The organism is Parabacteroides distasonis ATCC 8503, assembly GCF_000012845.1.
GTDB lineage: Bacteria > Bacteroidota > Bacteroidia > Bacteroidales > Tannerellaceae > Parabacteroides > Parabacteroides distasonis.
The window spans coordinates 4,734,803-4,752,167 of the sequence record NC_009615.1; the positions used below are offsets into that span (position 1 = coordinate 4,734,803).

Annotated in this window: 17 protein-coding genes and 1 pseudogene; 14 read left to right on the forward strand and 4 right to left on the reverse strand. The window is 41.7% G+C overall.

The window, feature by feature from the left end; translation table 11 throughout:
* Window positions 1–201 precede the first annotated feature (201 nt).
* Complete coding sequence (locus BDI_RS19550; protein ID WP_032934312.1) at window positions 202–981, forward strand: DUF4121 family protein; 780 nt, start codon at window positions 202–204, stop codon at window positions 979–981.
* A gap of 71 nt (window positions 982–1,052) precedes the next feature.
* On the opposite strand, the gene BDI_RS19555 is transcribed toward BDI_RS19550, so the two are convergent.
* Window positions 1,053–1,940 (reverse strand): toprim domain-containing protein, encoded by an 888-nt coding sequence (locus BDI_RS19555; RefSeq protein ID WP_008675091.1) that lies wholly within the window; start codon window positions 1,938–1,940, stop codon window positions 1,053–1,055.
* 246 nt (window positions 1,941–2,186) lie between these two features.
* Here BDI_RS19555 and BDI_RS19560 point away from each other — a divergent pair, with 246 nt between their 5' ends.
* Both BDI_RS19560 and BDI_RS19565 read left to right on the forward strand, forming a co-directional pair.
* Window positions 2,187–2,768, forward strand: coding sequence for a type IV toxin-antitoxin system AbiEi family antitoxin domain-containing protein (locus BDI_RS19560; protein ID WP_005828819.1), 582 nt, complete (start codon window positions 2,187–2,189; stop codon window positions 2,766–2,768).
* Window positions 2,769–2,772: 4 nt separating this feature from the next.
* On the forward strand, window positions 2,773–3,648 hold the full coding sequence (locus tag BDI_RS19565; protein WP_008675090.1) for a nucleotidyl transferase AbiEii/AbiGii toxin family protein: 876 nt from the start codon (window positions 2,773–2,775) through the stop codon (window positions 3,646–3,648).
* A 326-nt stretch (window positions 3,649–3,974) separates the two neighbouring features.
* Here BDI_RS19565 and BDI_RS19570 read toward each other — a convergent pair whose 3' ends face one another.
* Window positions 3,975–4,847 carry a DMT family transporter gene (locus tag BDI_RS19570; RefSeq protein ID WP_005858422.1) on the reverse strand — a complete coding sequence of 291 codons (873 nt, stop codon included), beginning with the start codon at window positions 4,845–4,847 and terminating at the stop codon, window positions 3,975–3,977.
* A 162-nt stretch (window positions 4,848–5,009) separates the two neighbouring features.
* On the opposite strand from BDI_RS19570, the gene BDI_RS19575 reads away from it, so the two are divergent.
* The 7 genes from BDI_RS19575 to BDI_RS19605 all read left to right on the forward strand — a co-directional run bounded on the left by BDI_RS19575 (window position 5,010) and on the right by BDI_RS19605 (window position 9,732).
* Window positions 5,010–5,483, forward strand: a complete 474-nt coding sequence (locus BDI_RS19575; protein ID WP_005858424.1) for an Lrp/AsnC family transcriptional regulator — start codon at window positions 5,010–5,012, stop codon at window positions 5,481–5,483.
* Between the two features lie 100 nt (window positions 5,484–5,583).
* Window positions 5,584–6,390 carry an AraC family transcriptional regulator gene (locus tag BDI_RS19580; RefSeq protein WP_005858426.1) on the forward strand — a complete coding sequence of 269 codons (807 nt, stop codon included), beginning with the start codon at window positions 5,584–5,586 and terminating at the stop codon, window positions 6,388–6,390.
* Window positions 6,391–6,488: 98 nt separating this feature from the next.
* Window positions 6,489–6,851, forward strand: a complete 363-nt coding sequence (locus BDI_RS19585; RefSeq protein WP_005858428.1) for a VOC family protein — start codon at window positions 6,489–6,491, stop codon at window positions 6,849–6,851.
* 35 nt (window positions 6,852–6,886) lie between these two features.
* Window positions 6,887–7,621 (forward strand): class I SAM-dependent methyltransferase, encoded by a 735-nt coding sequence (locus BDI_RS19590; protein ID WP_005858430.1) that lies wholly within the window; start codon window positions 6,887–6,889, stop codon window positions 7,619–7,621.
* 77 nt (window positions 7,622–7,698) lie between these two features.
* The gene (queC, locus tag BDI_RS19595; RefSeq protein ID WP_005858432.1) at window positions 7,699–8,373 is read left to right on the forward strand and encodes a 7-cyano-7-deazaguanine synthase QueC; all 675 of its coding nucleotides are present in this window, start codon (window positions 7,699–7,701) and stop codon (window positions 8,371–8,373) included.
* A gap of 9 nt (window positions 8,374–8,382) precedes the next feature.
* On the forward strand, window positions 8,383–8,847 hold the full coding sequence (gene queF / locus BDI_RS19600) for a preQ(1) synthase (protein WP_005858434.1): 465 nt from the start codon (window positions 8,383–8,385) through the stop codon (window positions 8,845–8,847).
* A gap of 87 nt (window positions 8,848–8,934) precedes the next feature.
* Complete coding sequence (locus tag BDI_RS19605) at window positions 8,935–9,732, forward strand: 3-keto-disaccharide hydrolase (RefSeq protein ID WP_008772537.1); 798 nt, start codon at window positions 8,935–8,937, stop codon at window positions 9,730–9,732.
* 245 nt (window positions 9,733–9,977) lie between these two features.
* Here BDI_RS19605 and BDI_RS19610 read toward each other — a convergent pair whose 3' ends face one another.
* Both BDI_RS19610 and BDI_RS19615 read right to left on the reverse strand, forming a co-directional pair.
* Window positions 9,978–10,742, reverse strand: coding sequence for a TIGR03915 family putative DNA repair protein (locus BDI_RS19610; protein WP_012056223.1), 765 nt, complete (start codon window positions 10,740–10,742; stop codon window positions 9,978–9,980).
* 26 nt (window positions 10,743–10,768) lie between these two features.
* Window positions 10,769–12,028 (reverse strand): putative DNA modification/repair radical SAM protein, encoded by a 1,260-nt coding sequence (locus BDI_RS19615; protein ID WP_005868650.1) that lies wholly within the window; start codon window positions 12,026–12,028, stop codon window positions 10,769–10,771.
* Window positions 12,029–12,102: 74 nt separating this feature from the next.
* On the opposite strand from BDI_RS19615, the pseudogene BDI_RS19620 reads away from it, so the two are divergent.
* From BDI_RS19620 to BDI_RS19635, 4 genes and pseudogenes are all read left to right on the forward strand, one after another.
* Window positions 12,103–13,047, forward strand: a pseudogene (locus BDI_RS19620) (SusC/RagA family TonB-linked outer membrane protein); the annotation flags it as partial.
* An 18-nt stretch (window positions 13,048–13,065) separates the two neighbouring features.
* Window positions 13,066–14,553 (forward strand): RagB/SusD family nutrient uptake outer membrane protein, encoded by a 1,488-nt coding sequence (locus tag BDI_RS19625; protein WP_008772533.1) that lies wholly within the window; start codon window positions 13,066–13,068, stop codon window positions 14,551–14,553.
* Window positions 14,540–15,562 carry a sulfatase family protein gene (locus tag BDI_RS19630; protein WP_012056224.1) on the forward strand — a complete coding sequence of 341 codons (1,023 nt, stop codon included), beginning with the start codon at window positions 14,540–14,542 and terminating at the stop codon, window positions 15,560–15,562. Before BDI_RS19625 ends, BDI_RS19630 begins: the two co-directional genes overlap by 14 nt.
* A 166-nt stretch (window positions 15,563–15,728) precedes the next feature.
* Window positions 15,729–17,324 carry a sulfatase family protein gene (locus BDI_RS19635; protein ID WP_012056226.1) on the forward strand — a complete coding sequence of 532 codons (1,596 nt, stop codon included), beginning with the start codon at window positions 15,729–15,731 and terminating at the stop codon, window positions 17,322–17,324.
* Window positions 17,325–17,365 lie beyond the last annotated feature (41 nt).

A 17,365-nucleotide genomic window follows, 5' to 3' on the forward strand; every position in this document is an offset into this window, starting at 1 on the left:
ACCTGCAAAGGTAGCCTTTTGCCCCTGATCGAGCAAGGCGGTCCTTTGGACCGGTTGGCTGAAAAAATCATCCTCGCTTCGCTGCGGTATTTTTTCGCCAAGCCTTGCACAATCAGGGCAAAAGACAAACGGATGCATATAAGAAAAGAAATACCGGCTTTACCAAAGCCGGGCATGTTTAACCATAAAATAAAAAAGACCATGATCCAAACAAAAAACAAGTATTGCAAGGAAACGTTCATCTGCTTGAACTACTGGTATGACCGGATGCACGGGCTTGTCCGGGAAGACATAGAGAAAGCGAACGCAATGGTGGAACACATCGAAAAGACACGTTCCGACCGGTATCCCCGTACAGGTGACAGCCTGTTCTTTATTTCCGGATACGGTGAACGTTCCCGGCCGTTCTTCGTAGATGCCGTGTATGGAGATAACATCGTGCTCCGGAATTTCTCCCGTGTCCCGTTCGTGTCCCAGGATAAAAAGGGCATCAAATGCGATATGCATGGCGGTGAGTGCGTATTGGTAAAGGCAGGCGATGTAAGGTTTAATACATGGACTACCAGCCGTTTCAAGCATTGGGGGCATTACGGGGCATGTGAAAACGGGGAGGTTTACTACGATGCGAAAATAGCCCTGTGGGAGTGTGACGCACCTGAACATCCGGAAAGCCGGGAATGGTTCAAAATCCATATCCGCAAAAACACCCGACCGGGCGGGGATATGTACACCGGAGAAATATCCTGCAAGGATGAGGATGGACTCAGGCAGTTTGTCGACGACCATGAAGGTTTCATATTCGCAGAAGAGGGTTCTCCGGAAATGGTCATGCTATGTTTCAGGCATTCCGACATGAGGATTTCGCCGGAAGAATGGGAAAAGATGGACTGTCCGGTATCCGTGCGTGAGATATACGGACAGATGCAGGAAGTAAAGATTGTAAAAGACCATAAAACACATCTGACCACATTCTACTATTAACACAGTATCGCCGCATTAAAAATCAACCCGCTTCCTGCCACGTGCGGCAGGAAGGAAACGAGGGTACACCATCAGACTGTCTTTTCAATTCCTCTATTATTATGGAGCCGGTTGTTTTTCCCGCACAGATATTCATTCAGGTCCTTATATCCGGAATATTCATGCGAGAGATCGCATATACGGATTCCGTATTTCTCCTTTAATGCCTGCACCGCATTTTTTCCGGCCGTATCATTGTCCAGACAGCAACAGATGCCATCATATCGTGAAAGGAAAGAAAAAGCTTTCTGTAAGTTACTGACAGAATTCAACACTATATAATCCCCCTCTTTCAAGGATGGAAAAGCCGCCCTGAAAGACAGAAAATCCATAAACCCCTCAAAAATATAGCAAATCCCGCTCTCCGGTGAGCTGATGATACAACTGATGTCCTTGGGAGCGATACAAGCCTTGAAATACCTGTTCCGTATCTCGTACCCTCCGGAAATATTAGGGAAAGCGATGGCAAAATAATTTTTCCCGTTCCGCTTAAAATGAGCCTCCTTGCATGCTTTTCGGGCCGTTTCCGTATCAATGCACCGTTCCTCCAGATAGGCAAGCAGTATCCGGTTGGCAAGAGGCGTGATTTTCAAGTCCTGAAAGGCGGGATACGCTTTTTCAAAAGGGCAGGAGACAGTAGCCGGCTTCAAAACCGTCCTTTTATCCTCAATACACCGTAACACACGGCTTACATCCTGTGTCCGACAAATCTCCTTGGCTAATGTTATAATATCCCCTCCTTTCCCCAGACCGAAGTCATACCATAGTTCCTTATGGAGGTCTACCTTGAAAGAGGCCTCCTTTTCCGTCCTGAAGGGCGATTTGTACCATACGCTGTTCCCACGCTGTATTACCGGTTCATGTCCGAATCCGGCTAAAAAATCAACAAGCCTGATGTTCTTTGCTTCCTGTATGTTCATGACATCTTATTTTCATGGATTTAGGCAAAGAACCGCTTTATCTCTGAAACATGAAAAGCAATGTCATCAGATGTCGTCAGAAATCATCAGATGGCACAGGGCTTCTTCTATAGATATGATTTATATGAAAAACGGATACTGATAGTATTCTACGGCGTTTTTGTAAATTTACCGTAGAATATTACCTGTCATTCGGAAAATAATCGTATTTTTGCGAATGGAAAAAGAACTTCTAAGGTGGATTATATGAATGATATAGTTAATAAAGTTGCGTCTCTCGGAGGGACTATATCCACAACGGATATATCTCACCTGTCGGAATATAAACAGGTGTTGCGGGCTAAAGAACGTGGCGATTTGATAAGATTGCGTCATGGAGTATATGCCGCTCCCGAGGCATTGCTAAACACGATGATAGACGTGGAGAGGATAATACCGAATGGTGTTGTATGCCTATACAATGCCTGGACATATCATCAACTGTCTACGACAGTCCCGCCTGCTTTTTGCATAGCCATTGCCAATAAAAGGAAAGTAGTACTTCCACACGCCCTGCCTATAGAACTTTATTATTGGAAAAAAGAGAACTTGGAGTTTGGGATTATGGATGCGGATATATCGGGATATAAAGTTCATATTACTGATATGGAACGAAGTGTTTGTGACGCGGTGAAGTACCGGAACAAGATTGGTCTGGACGTTTGCGCGGAAGTAATACGTACTTATCTGAAAAAGCCGAACCGTAATCTCGCCCGTTTGCAGGATTACGCCAAGCGCCTAAGAGTGTTTAACACGTTGAAAAATTACCTCGAAATCGCAATAGAATAAGATAATGGGAAAGAAAAACTATGGCAAGTCTGTAAAGACACGCTTGCTCAACCTCATGAATGAGACAGGCTATAAATACATGTATCTTCTGGCAAGGTACTTCAACGAGAGACTGCTTTACAGGGTTTCTGTAAGCCAGTACAAGGACAATTTCTTGTTGAAAGGCGGCTCTTTGCTTTATGCCATGAACGGACTTGAGGCTCGTCCTACGGTTGATGTGGATTTTATGGCGGACAGGATCAGTCGTGACAGGGATTTCCTGGCTCGTGTCTTCCAAGAAATCCTGGGTATCGTATGCGATGAAGATGGGGTATCATTTGACGCGGGAAGTATCAAAATAGAACCGATCACGGTCGAAAAGAAATATCCTGGTACAAGATTCTATTTTACCGCCCATATGGATACCATAGCTTATAATATGTCTGTAGATATTGGCTTTGGCGATGTCGTCATTCCACATCCAACAACAATAGACTTTCCTCTGCTTTTACCGGATATCCCTTCTGTGAATATACAGGCATATTCTTTAGAAACCGTTATTGCCGAGAAGTTCCATACGATGATAGACCGTGATGTTCTCAACAGTCGCATGAAAGATTTCTTTGACTGTTATCAGCTCCTGACGAAGAGAAATTTGAATGACGACGCTTTGTATGACGCCATCGAAGCGACGTTCGACAATCGAGGACTTGCATACAACCCCGATTTGCAACTGTTTACGGATAGTTTTGCTACAGACAGGGCACGCATAAGCCGTTGGAAGGCTTTTCTTAGAAAAATTCAATGGAAAGAGGCGCTTGATTTCGATACTGTGATGAAGGCAATAAGAGACAGGCTACAGCCTATGGCTGAAAAATATTGGATAAAACTCTCAAAATAGAATTGAGTAAGATTTAGACAGGCTCTTAGCCATCTTTTAGGAACATTATCAGGTTTGAGCAAAAAATATTTCATAAAAATCCTATTGACATTTGCGGAAATCGAACTTTTTATCTACCTTTACATTGTCAAAGAGATGACGATTGCAAAGACAATTACGAAAAGCGATGAATTTAGTGTGATGCTAATTCAATGGCTTTCATAAAAGATAAAGTAATAAGTGTACAGTCACTCAAGGAGTTAGAATAAACCGAAGCAAAAGGTTCGATTCCTGGTGGCACCACTGAAAATCAAAGGGTTACTCATATGAGTAACCCTTCTTTATTTTTACCTCTCTGCGATATAAACTCCACTAATAATGGCTAAAGCGCCAATACCAGAAGCTATCGTAATAGTTTCTGATAGAAAAATCGCAGAAGTTATCAAGGTGACCAGAGGGACAATGTAAATATAATTGGCTGTTTTTGATGCTCCGAGGGCTCTGACTGCCGTATTCCACATGATATAACAAAGCATTGAGGCGATGACACCCAGAAATAATATATTTAAATATACGACTGGCAGTTTCAATAACTCTAGTTTGATATTTAAAGGGTAGATCGCAAAATAGAAGAAAAGAGAAAGTATCCCATAAAAAAATACTTTTCGTGTAATAAACAAGGTGGGATAAGAACGACTCAAACGCTTTAGGATAAGGCAGTAAAAAGCCCACATCGTAGCGGCAACTAAAGTGAGAAAATCACCAAGTGGATTTACTTTTAAAAGAACACTGCCGTTGAAAACAACTAATCCGACTCCAAATAAGGCAACTAAAGATCCATATAACAGTCCTTTCCTAAGAGATTCTTTATAAAATAGGTGAGACAATACCGTTGTAATGATCGGTGCTGTACAGATCAATAATGAAACGTTGGAAGCCAATGTGATGCCCAGTGCCGTATTCTCCGCTATGAAGTATAGGGAACCACCACATAATCCAGACAAGAACAATAAGAATTCATCTTTTACGCAATTAGCCCACAACCGTCGATGCGCTATAGTCAAAATACAAAAATACGCAAGCACGAAACGGTATAACAATATCTCAACCGGTGATAATCCTGTATTAATCAGTATTTTTGTGGAGACAAACGTTGTTCCCCATATAATGACTGTCAATATGGCGATACTATGATACAGAAGATCTTTACTTTTAAACATAATTGTGTTAGAATTAGATTTTTATTTGCTGCAAAGTTATTTAAAGAAGATTGTTTTCCTATACGTCAAGCTTAAATACGATAATTTTCCTATTTTTGTCCTGTTTTGCATTCTATAATTCTAATTCGGGGATATTAAATCAAATAAAACAGGAAAAAAACTATGGCACTACTTGATGAGACAGATATTGAAATTCTTCATTCTTTGCAAAAGGACGCGAAGATCAATGCAAAAGAGCTTTCTGAGAAACTTCATATCTCCAAGACTCCTATTTACGAACGAATCAAACGTTTAGAAAACGAAGGATATATAAAAGGATATGTGGCATTGGTTGACAATAAAAAAATAGGATTACCCTTGATCATTTTCTGTAATGTATCTTTAGCTGTACACGATGATGAGCATATCGAACGCTTCAAAGAAGAAATACGGAATATCGATGAAATAATGGAATGTTACTCGACGGGAGGTATTTATGATTTCTTTGTCAAAGTGGTTCTTAAGGATTTAGATGCCTATAATCAATTTGTGTTCGAGAAATTAACCAAGGTTCATGGCATCGTGAAGATGCAAAGCTCTTTTGTGCTTAATGAAATCAAGCATACTACAGTTTTGAATATACCCAAAAATAGTTGATTGAAGCTTAATGTCGCAGTATTATATGAAATGTCTCTTTTTTACTATAGAATTGATTAGGGGTTATTTACCTTTGCCCCGATAAATTAAATTCTATAAGATGCAGTCATTTAAAATAATAAAGCCTATTCATATATTAACTCCTTATGTGAGATATTATTGGATACTGGAAGATGGCGCGGATGTTTCTGTATCTGAACGGACTTTACCAACGGGCTGCATACAATTAGTATTTCATAGAGGTAAAAGGCTTTTATTAGTAGGAAAAAAAGAATCGCAGCCTCAAGCGTTCATCTGTGGGCAATGCCTCAACTTTTCAGATGTGATGTCAGCCGGAAAGATTGAAATGATCACGGTTGTTTTTCAGCCGTACGCGGCAAGAGCCATCCTTCAACTTCCCCTTAAGTTCTTTTATGGAGAACTTATAGCGGTGGATGCTATAGCAGATTTGGAATTATCAATATTATCCAGAAAAGTGATAGAGGCTGATGACCATGAAACTTGCATCCGCTTGATCGAGCAGTTTTTGATTCACCGTCTTTATAGGTTTGAAGGCTATGAATATAACTTAAAGCGAATATCCGCAGTCCTCCATCAAATAAATGAACAAGCGAAAACTAATATTTCTGAGTTATCTGAAACCGCATGCCTAAGCTCTAAACAGTTCAACCGCATTTTCTTAGATTATGTAGGAGCTACGCCCAAAGAGTTTCTTCGTATCGTTAGGATGCAACGAGCTTTATTTAAGGTACAACAGAATCCATCCATTTCATTCGCTCAATTAGCTTATGAATGTGGGTTTTCAGATCAGTCACATATGATAAAAGAGTTTAAGCTGTTTTCCGGCTATACACCCACGGAGTATCTTTCCTTATGCGCTCCTTATTCTGATTATTTCTCGGAATGATCAAGATGTCCTTTTTCTTCTATCCTATAGATACGATACGCTCTACTTTTGTGATGTCTTCGCGAGGACATTAACAGTAACTATAAAAAGAAAACAAAATGAACAATTTAATTGCTTTTTTCGAGATTCCAACTGTAGACTTTTATCGAGCGATCAATTTCTATGAAACTATTTTGGGGTTAAAACTATCGGTTTTCGAGTGTGAGACAGAGAAGATGGCTTGTTTTATCGAGCAAGGAGAAGTGGTTGGGGCTTTGTTCTACGCTCCTAGTTATCAACCTTCGCCGGATGGTATCTTAATCCATTTTAATAGCCAAGATATCGAGGACACTTTATCTAAAGTATTGGATAAAGGGGGTAAAATTATTATACCCAAGACAAAGATTGAAGCGGAAAATAAAGGATACTTCGCCGTTTTAGAAGATAGCGAAGGAAATCATGTCGGTATCTACGAAAAATAAGTATCTTCGGCCAAGATATCCCTACAATATATAATATGAAAGAAAATAAGTATGATGATGAACGCTTTTTCGGTCAATACAGTCAGATGTCTCGCTCTGTACAAGGGCTGAGAGGAGCAGGAGAATGGCATGAGCTAAAGAAGATGTTGCCTGATTTTAACGGAAAGCGTGTATTGGATTTAGGGTGTGGTTTTGGCTGGCATTGTCGATATGCCATAGAGCGAGGGGCGACCTTCGCTTTAGGCATTGACCTTTCCGGGAAGATGTTAGACAAGGCACGGGAGATAAATTCCTCCCCGTTGATCGAATATAAAAGAATAGCAATCGAGGATTTTGATTTTGCTCCAAATTCTTTTGACATCGTGATCAGCTCCTTGACATTCCATTATCTCGAGTCGTTCGATACGGTTTGTACAGAGGTATATAAATGTTTAACGCAAGAGGGTGTCTTTGTCTTCTCTGTGGAACATCCCGTTTTTACTGCTTATGGCAATCAAGATTGGATTTACGATTCGGAAGGGAAACCTGCGCATTGGCCGGTGGATCATTATTTTCAAGAGGGAATCCGGCATGCTCATTTTTTGGGAGAGGATGTAACCAAATATCATAAGACACTTACGACTTACGTGAACGGATTGATCAAGGCGGGTTTCTGTATCACCCATCTGGTGGAGCCTCAACCGGACGAATCGATGCTGGATACGGTTCCCGGGATGCGAGACGAACTTCGCCGTCCGATGATGTTGCTTATCGCCGCTCGAAAGAATTAAAAAAAAGCGTATCTTTGTGGCTGAAAAGATGTCTTTTCCGTGTGCTTGCTAAACCACGTATTAAAAACAAGAAAGATATGAAACAACAAGATGCCGCTTTGGTATGCTTCTCGGGTGGACAAGATTCCACGACTTGCCTTTTCTGGGCGAAGAAGCATTTTTCACGTGTAGAGGCCGTATGCTTCACATACGGACAGAAACATTCCTTGGAAATAGAGGTCGCTCGAAAGATCGCTGCGGATGCGGACGTACCTTTTCAGTTATTGGACGTATCGCTTATCAGCCAGTTAGATCCCAATTGCTCGCTTACGAATGCGAGCATAGAGATGGATCAAGAGAAGCCGGAGGATAGCTATCCGAATACGTTTGTGCCCGGCCGTAATATGGTATTCCTTACTTTCGCCGCTATCTTAGCCCGTGGTAAGGGGATTTATCATTTGGTAACGGGTGTCTCCGAGGCTGATTATAGTGGTTATCCGGATTGCCGGGATACGTTCGTGCGTTCTCTTAACGTAACATTAAATCTGGCGATGGATGAGCAATTCGTAATTCATACCCCGCTTATGGACCGGGATAAGAGCGAAGTCTGGGAATTGTCGGACGAACTGGGCGTCTTTGATCTAGTACGTACGCAGACGCTGACTTGCTATAACGGTGTTATGGCTGAGGGATGTGGGCATTGTCCGGCTTGCAAACTTCGTAAGGACGGATTGGAGAAATATCTGAAAAGGAAAGAAGAGAATCAAAAGTAAATGAAAGAAATGGACGAGAGAAAACAAGAAGGAGAGTTGCATTTATTAGGTGGCTCTACCGTATATAAACAGGATTACGCTCCGGAGGTATTGGAGGCATTTACGAACAAGCATCAAGGAAATGATTATTGGGTACGGTTTAATTGCCCGGAATTCACCAGTCTCTGCCCGATTACCGGACAACCGGATTTCGCTACGATTCATATCGATTATATCCCCGACGTGAAAATGGTAGAGAGCAAGAGCTTGAAGCTTTACTTATTCAGCTTCCGCAACCATGGGGCGTTTCATGAGGATTGCGTGAATATTATCATGAAGGACTTGATAAAATTAATGGATCCGAAATATATCGAAATTACTGGTATATTCACACCGAGAGGCGGTATAAGTATTTATCCGTATTGCAATTACGGTCGTCCGAACACCAAGTTTGAGCAGTTGGCCGAGAAAAGATTATTTGATCATAATCAATAAGATTTCTGACAAATCGTTATCAGTCTCGGCAAAAAACGGTATATTTGCAGCAAGAAATGTTAACTAACTAATAAATCATTTTAGACCATGAACAAAAGATTGCTTACAGTTGCGGCTTTCGCTTTAGCGGGTTGCGTTACCGTTGTCGCTCAAGACAAGAAAAAAGAGTTCAAGATGCCTACAGGTTATGCGGGTATCACGCATGAGATGTCCGAGTTTTACGAACCTGTTCCGCCGGTAGTCACTCCGGGTACAGATTTAAAAGGTGGAGGTTTCACGGCTCCTTCCGACGCTATCGTTTTGTTTGACGGCAAGGATCTTTCCGCTTGGGAGAGCGTAAAGGGCGGTGCCGCCGAATGGGATGTGCATGATGGTGTATTTACCGTAAACAAGAAGAAGGGTGATATCCAGACCAAACAGAAATTCAACGATTTCCAGATGCATATCGAATGGCAAGTCCCGACGAATATCACAGGAGAGAGCCAGTCGAGAGGCAACAGCGGTATTTTCCTACAAGGGATGTATGAGGTTCAAGTGTTAGACTGCTACAATAACCCGACTTACGTGAACGGCCAGACTGGTAGTATCTACAAACAATCCATTCCTTTGGCCAATGCCATGCGTAAACCGGGCGAATGGAACGTATACGATATCATTTATACCGCCCCCACTTTCAAGGAAGATGGTTCTTATCGCACGCATCCAACCGTAACGGTTATCCAGAACGGCGTGGTTTTGCAGAACCATACGACGATATTGGGTACGACAGAGTGGATCGGTTTCCCGCAAGTGAAGAAACATGGCGCAGGCCCTATCATCCTGCAGAGCCATGGCGATCCTAGCGAGCCGATCAGCTTCCGTAATATCTGGATTCGTGAGCTATAGGAGAAACGTGTTGATTGTAATAAGAAGGGATGGACTTGATATTAAGTTCATCCCTTTTTCGTTAAATAGCAGGCTGGTTTTATATGAGAGAAACATTTTTTTCTATAGCACGAAATTTTAGTTTTCCTTAGATGAAACAAAAGTTTTCCAATGGAGAAACTCTAGTTTCCTGCTGAAAAAACTTTAGTTTTTCGATAATGAAATTAACAAAAACTGTAATTGGCTGATTAATAGCAATTATACTATTATCTCTTCTCCGGCATATATTTCCAAAAACGAGCCGGCATATGTTGGCGATGAAGCCGTGGGTTTAAACGCTCCTTGATAGCGATAGACTTAAAATACTCCTTCCACATACTTTGAAAAAGTTTCTCATCCTTATCCATGATATCCTCACTGAGCAATCCGGTCAATAAGTGTGAATCTTTCTCTTCGAAACGGACTTCTATCGTATCGTTAAGATCATAATAATATCCATACTCTCTTTTTAAGTCGTAAATGAGCCATTGCTGATCAGCGAAACGGTCTTGCGCATAAGGTAATACCAAAGGTAATACGTTATATATAGGTGCGATGGCAGCAAAGTAAGTTCCATCCGCCGCTTTTTGGAAACGAAAGAATTGCATCACTCGCAAGCGTTCGTTGTTTACTTTCTTCCAGATCTTGGCCGTTTCCAATATGGCCGGGTCACCAAGATTGAACTCAATCGTGGCTGGAGCGTCGATCGCTTTGCGGATATATCTGAATAACAACAGGTCTACTTCCGGTAATTCCGACAACCAAGTTACCGTCAGCCCGGAAAGAGAAGACTTGGAGATTTTCTTCTCAAGCCCTTTCCATACCCGTTCTGCTTTCCGGTCATCTGTATAGATCCGTATCGCCTCGTCATAGAACAATGGAAATGGCTCACCCTCGGTTACTAACAAATCCGGAAAAGTCCGGCGGGAATAGGCGTCGAATACGGCGGTAAGCAATCCCTCAAAAGTCTTGTCGTAAACAAATATAATCATTATCAATCCTTCTTATAAAACAGGCGTTAATCTATAAAAGGCAGTATGAGCTGCCGATCGTCGACTTTCTTTCCGCTCTTTCTCGTCAATAGTTGCCGGACGGTTTCAGGGCTGACCTCATTCACGGTCTGCGTCGGGAGTTCCCGGCAAGTAATAAAATAGCTAGCCTTTTTCATGACCACTCCTATTTTCTTCAACTGCTCTGAACCGAGATTAGCGTAACGCCGGGAAACGATTATGATCTTTGCCGATTTCACGCCAATTCCCGGAACCCGAAGAAGCATCTCGTAATCCGCTTTATTGATATCTACTGGAAAGACTTCCGGATGCCGCAGGGCCCAAGCCAACTTCGGGTCCACGTCTAGATCCAGATCCGGATATGCGTCATTGACAATCTCATCTACCTTGAATTGATAAAAACGCAATAACCAATCCGCTTGATATAAACGATTCTCACGGACCAGCGGAGGCGTGGTAAGTGCCGGAAGACGGTTATCATACGCATTTACCGGAATGAATCCCGAATAGTAAACACGCTTCATCGTAGGTCTCTGATATAAGGCCGATGATAGACGAAGTATATCCTTGTCGGTATCCGCCGTAGCGCCAACGATCATCTGCGTGCTTTGCCCGGCGGGAGCGAATCGTGGGGCATACCGGAAACGCTTGCGTTCCTCGGCGCTTTGTAATACACCTTGTTGGATATAACGCATAGGGGCAAATACGCTTTTAAAATCCTTTTCCGGAGCTAGAGTCCGCAAGCTCGCCTCATTCGGGATCTCTATATTCACGCTTAAACGATCGGCGTAAAGCCCAGCCTCATTTACCAATTCTTGGCTGGCTCCGGGGATACTCTTCATATGTATGTATCCATTGAAGTGATGTACGAGGCGCAAATCCTTGATGGCTCTCACCAACCGTTCCATCGTGTAATCCGGGTTTCGGACCACGCCGGAGCTTAAAAACAATCCTTCAATGTAATTACGCCGGTAAAACTCGATCGTAAGATTCACCAACTCGGTAACGGAGAGTGTAGCCCTCGGCAAATCATTACTTCGCCGGTTGATGCAGTAGGCGCAATCATACATACAATAATTCGTCAGCATGATCTTTAAAAGCGAGATGCACCGTCCGTCCTCAGCGAAACTATGGCAAATGCCCCATCCCGCGGCACTTCCTATAGCCCCGCTCTTATGCGAACGGGAGGTTCCGCTGGAAGCGCAGGATACGTCATATTTTGCCGACTCGGCCAAGATTTTCAATTTCTCGAGCACTTTCTCGTCCATAATTTGCGGGATTGTTTCGTACAAAGATAATGATCTCATGGGAAAAAGCCTCCATTTATAACTTCCTCATTATTTTTTTCGAAAAAACAACGGACTTATTATATAATGTAGCGATTCCTAGCGCCTCCGGTTATGATTCTATGTTGAAAAATATTGGTAGTGTCCAAAATAAAGGTTACGAGCTTTCTATTGAGAGTGACAACTTAAGCGGGGCATTCTCATGGACAACAGCCTTTAATATTTCATTCAACCGGAATAAAGTATTAGAGTTGGGTGGGGAAACGTATAAAGATGTAGGTACATACGACGATCATTTAAAGACGAGTGATATCCGTCGCTTGATCGTTGGTCAACCAATTGGAGTATTTTATGGCTATCGTTTTGACGGCATTTTCCAAAATGAAGCAGAATGTGCTCAACAAACTTCTTCACCCTCGCCTATCGGTGTCGGACTCCGTCGTTATAAGGACTTGAATGGAGACGGTAAGATTGATGCCACAAACGATCGGGAGATATTGGGAGACGCAAATCCGAAATTCTTTGGAGGTATGACCAACACGTTTGCTTATAGAGGATTTGAGTTGAACGTATTCTTACAATACTCATATGGGAATAAGATTTTCAATTATAACGCAATGGAGCTTGAGTCGCCGACTGGTGGACAAAATGTATATCAGGATCTCGTGAACCGTTGGACACCTACGAATCCAAGTAATGAATACCAAAAAGCGACAACGAATCGGAATAATATCGTAAGTGATCGGTTCATTGAAGACGGTTCTTTCTTGAAATTAAAAACTGTCTCATTGTCTTATAGTTTCCCGAAATTGAATTGGAAACATATCGGAGGTCTGCGATTGTACGTAACCGGACAAAACTTATTGACTTGGACTAAATACAGAGGCTATGATCCGGAAGTGAGCTATCGAGGCGCTTCAACTTTAGAGGCAGGAGAGGACTTTGGCGGTTATCCGCAAGCCCGTACCTTTATGTTTGGCATTAAATTGGATATTAAATAACTTTTAAATCGACTCAAAATGAAAAAATCGTTCATATATATATTTTCAGCTTTCTGTTTCTCTTGTGGAATCAACAGTTGTTCTTTCCTTGACGAGAATCCCGTGGACCGTTTGGTCGTGGATAATTTTTATACAAGCGAGAAAGACGCACAGGCAGCGGTAGATGCTACTTATCAGCAATTAAACAGCTTATATAACCGTTTGATGTATATGATGGCAGAGCTACCTACCGATATGATGAAAAATGGTTTAGGTATGCCGAACGCAAACTTACAAGACTTGGAGTTTCTGCGATTTAACTCTCAGAATACATTTGTAAAAGATATGTGGAAAAATTGTTATTCCGGTATTTCTAGGGCAAATACGGCGATTGTTAAGATTCCAGAGATCAAAATGAATGAAAGTAAAAAGAACCGATTGATCGCTGAGGCTCGTACACTTCGTGCTCTATACTATTTCAACCTCGTTCGTTTCTTCGGCGATGTTCCTCTAATCTTAGACTTGAAAACCGTAGAAGATTCAAAAGGACCACGTGATTCTAAAGAACTGATTTATGATCAGATTATAGAAGATCTTACATTTGCGGAAGAACATCTTCCTTTAAGATCTGAATATTCGGCTTCCGATGAGGGCCGTATCAACAAAGGGGCCGCTAAAATTTTATTCGGTAAAGTCTATTTGACTAAAGGGGATTTCCAAAAGGCGAAAGATAAATTGGCGGAGGTAGTCGAGCATGAATCTGAATATGGCTTCGGTTTACACAAAGATTACCATGCGAACTGGCTTCGAGATACAGAGGCTGGTATTGAGGCTGTACTTTATATTGAGTATAAAGAACCTCCATTTCAACATAATGGTGAAATGGCGCTTGCTGGTCCGAAATATTCCATTCCGGGGAGCTTAGGAATCTCTGCCCTTAATGAGGCTGATATCCCGACACAAGAATTGTATGACCAGTTTGATAATCGAGATTTGAGAAAAAAGACTAATTTTAAAACAGAGTTCGCTCATCTTAAAACCGGTGAAATATTGAAATCAAGTATACCACTTAGCGGTAAGTTCTGGGTTGAAGGGCTTGAAACGGGTGACCGTTGCGATGTAAATATGCACATTATCAGGTATGCGGACGCTATATTAATGTATGCAGAGGCATTAAATGAAGTGGGCGAATCTACAAAGGCTCTCGCTATGTTAAACAGGATACGGGAACGTGCTTTTGGTGATGATTCTGGAAACTTTAAACCTATGTCGAAGGATGAGTTTCGTACAGCTATATTAAATGAACGACGGCTGGAATTCCCTCACGAAGGACATCGTTGGTTCGATTTAGTACGTACCGGTACATTTATTCAACGAATGAAAGAGCATAGTGCATATGAAGCAAAAGTAGCGGAAGCTAATAAAACTGAGATTGCGCAAAATATCAAGGAGCATATGATCCTTATGCCGATCCCTCAATCCGAGATAGACTTGAATCCTAATTTAGTACAAAATGCAGGATATTAGAAAATTGTTATTTATAACTGGGGTAGCAACTGTTACCCCGGTTATTATACAAGCCCGGGACAAACTTCCTAATATCGTGATCTTTTTTATGGATGATATGGGATATGGCGATTTAACAATCACCGGTGCTTCTGGATATAACACGCCTACTATTGACCGACTGGCCTCTGAAGGAATGTTTTTTACCCACTTTTATGCAGCCCAACCTATAAGTAGCGCATCGAGAGCCGGATTAATTACAGGGTGTTATCCAAATCGAGTGGGGATTTCGGGGGCATTGATGCCTCAAGGCCGTATAGGAGTGGCCCCTAATGAGGAAACTCTTCCGGAAATGTTAAAAACTAGAGGTTATTCTTGTGGAATGGTCGGTAAATGGCATTTAGGTCACCTTTATCCATTTTTGCCTTTGCAACAAGGATTTGATGAGTATCTTGGGTTGCCTTATTCCAATGATATGTGGCCAGTAGATTATGACGGGAATAGAGTGACTCCAGCATCTAATTTACCAAACAAATTACGGCATCCGGCATTACCATTAATCGACGGAAATGAAAAAATAAGAGAATTGTGGACATTGAATGATCAAGCCGAGCTTACTACATTATATACGGAACGGGCGATCCAGTTTATCAAAAAGAATCGTGAACAACCATTTTTTCTTTACTTTGCTCACTCGATGCCACATGTTCCGCTTGCTGTATCCAACAAATTTAAAGGAAAGAGTAAACAAGGTTTATATGGGGATGTCATGCTTGAGGTAGATTGGAGTGTCCAACAAGTTCTAGAAACAATAGAGGAATTAAACCTAGATGAAAATACTTTGATTATCTTTACGTCGGATAATGGGCCTTGGTTTAGTTTTGGTAATCATGCCGGGAGTACCGGAGGTTTGAGAGAAGCGAAAGCTACCACGTTTGAGGGAGGACAACGCGTTCCTTGTATCATGCGTTGGAAAGGAGTGATTCCTAGAGGTACTGTTTGCAATCAATTAGCCAGTACGATTATATGATTTGCGTAGAGATCCGGGAGAAAGATATGATGTGAAAGATCAATATCCGGAGGTGGTTCGTCTATTACAATCTATAGCAGAAGAGGCTCGGTTGGATCTGGGAGATGATCTCACGGGACAAATAGGTTTGAATCGTCGGGAAGTAGGTTACATAAAATAATTATATATGAAAAATACTATTAATTATGGAGCTATATTAGCCCCTGCCCTTTTGTTCTCCGCATGCGGAACAGGGCAAAAAGAAGTGGCAGAGAAGCCGCTCAATATCATTCATATCATGACGGATGATCATTCGTATCAAACTATTAGCGCTTATGGACATGCGCTAGGTAAATTGGCTCCTACACCAAATTTAGATCGTTTGGCTGCGGAAGGTATGTTATTCAGGCAAGCCTTTGTAGAGAATTCTCTGTCTACTCCTAGCCGTGCTTGTTTGATGACCGGTCTTTACAGTCACCAAAACGGACAAAGACAGTTAGGAAAAGGTATTGATACGACAAAAGTATTCTTCTCTGAAATCTTACAACAGCACGGTTATCAGACAGGTGTTGTCGGTAAATGGCATATGCAATGTGAGCCGAAAGGTTTTGATTATTATCATGTGTTATGGGATCAAGGAGATTATTATAATCCGGAGTTCAAAAGTAAAGAATCGAATGGCAAGTATGTAAAAGAAGAGGGATATGCGACGACCCTTACGACCGATCACGCTATCGAGTTTTTGGAAGAGAGGGATAAGGATAAGCCTTTCTGCCTGCTGGTTCATCATAAGGCTCCACATCGTAACTGGATGCCGGATACGAAATATATGGATTTATATGAGGATGTAGAGTTCCCATATCCAGATACTTTCAATGATAATTATGCCACTCGTTGCGATGCCGCACGTACACAAGAGATGAGTATAGACAAAAATATGACTTTGGTTTATGATTTGAAGGTAGATGAGCTTAAAGATAAGGAGGCTTATAAAAAGGAATGGAATATTGATGGTTGGCAGGCCTCTTTGGATCGTATGACCCCGGAACAACGGGAGGCTTGGATCGCTTCTTATAAGCCTCGTAACGAAAAATTCATTAACGAGAACCTGAAAGGTGAGGATTTGGTTAAATGGAAATATCAACGTTATATCAAGGATTACGTACGTTGCATCAAATCTATTGACGATGAGGTGGGACGTTTGATCGCCTATCTGGAAAAAGAAGGACTTATGGATAATACCGTGATCGTTTATACCTCGGATCAAGGTTTTTACATGGGTGAACATGGGTGGTTCGACAAACGTTTCATGTATGAGGAATCTTTCCGTACGCCGTTGATTATCCGTTATCCTGCTAAAATCAAGGCGGGAAGTGAATGTACAGCCTTAGTACAGAACATTGACTATGCCCCAACTTATCTGGATATAGCCGGTATCGAGAAACCTGATTATATGGTAGGAACTTCTTTAGTTCCCTTGTTTGGAGGCGAGACACCAAAAGATTGGCGCAAGTATCTGTATTATCATTATTATGATTATCCAGCTATCCATATGGTACGTCGTCACGATGGCGTGCGTGACAGTCGTTATAAATTGATCCATTTCTATGGAGAGAAGAATGAGCATAATGACGCGATTAATTGCAACGAGCTTTACGATTTGCAAAGTGATCCGAATGAGCTGAATAATTTATACGATAATCCGGAATATGCTGATATCCAAACTCGCCTGCAAGCACGTTTGGATAAGTTCCGTGTAGACCAGAAAGTTGACGAATATTAAGGTGCTAACTCTGTAAAATCATTTATTTTGTGTAAGTTTGG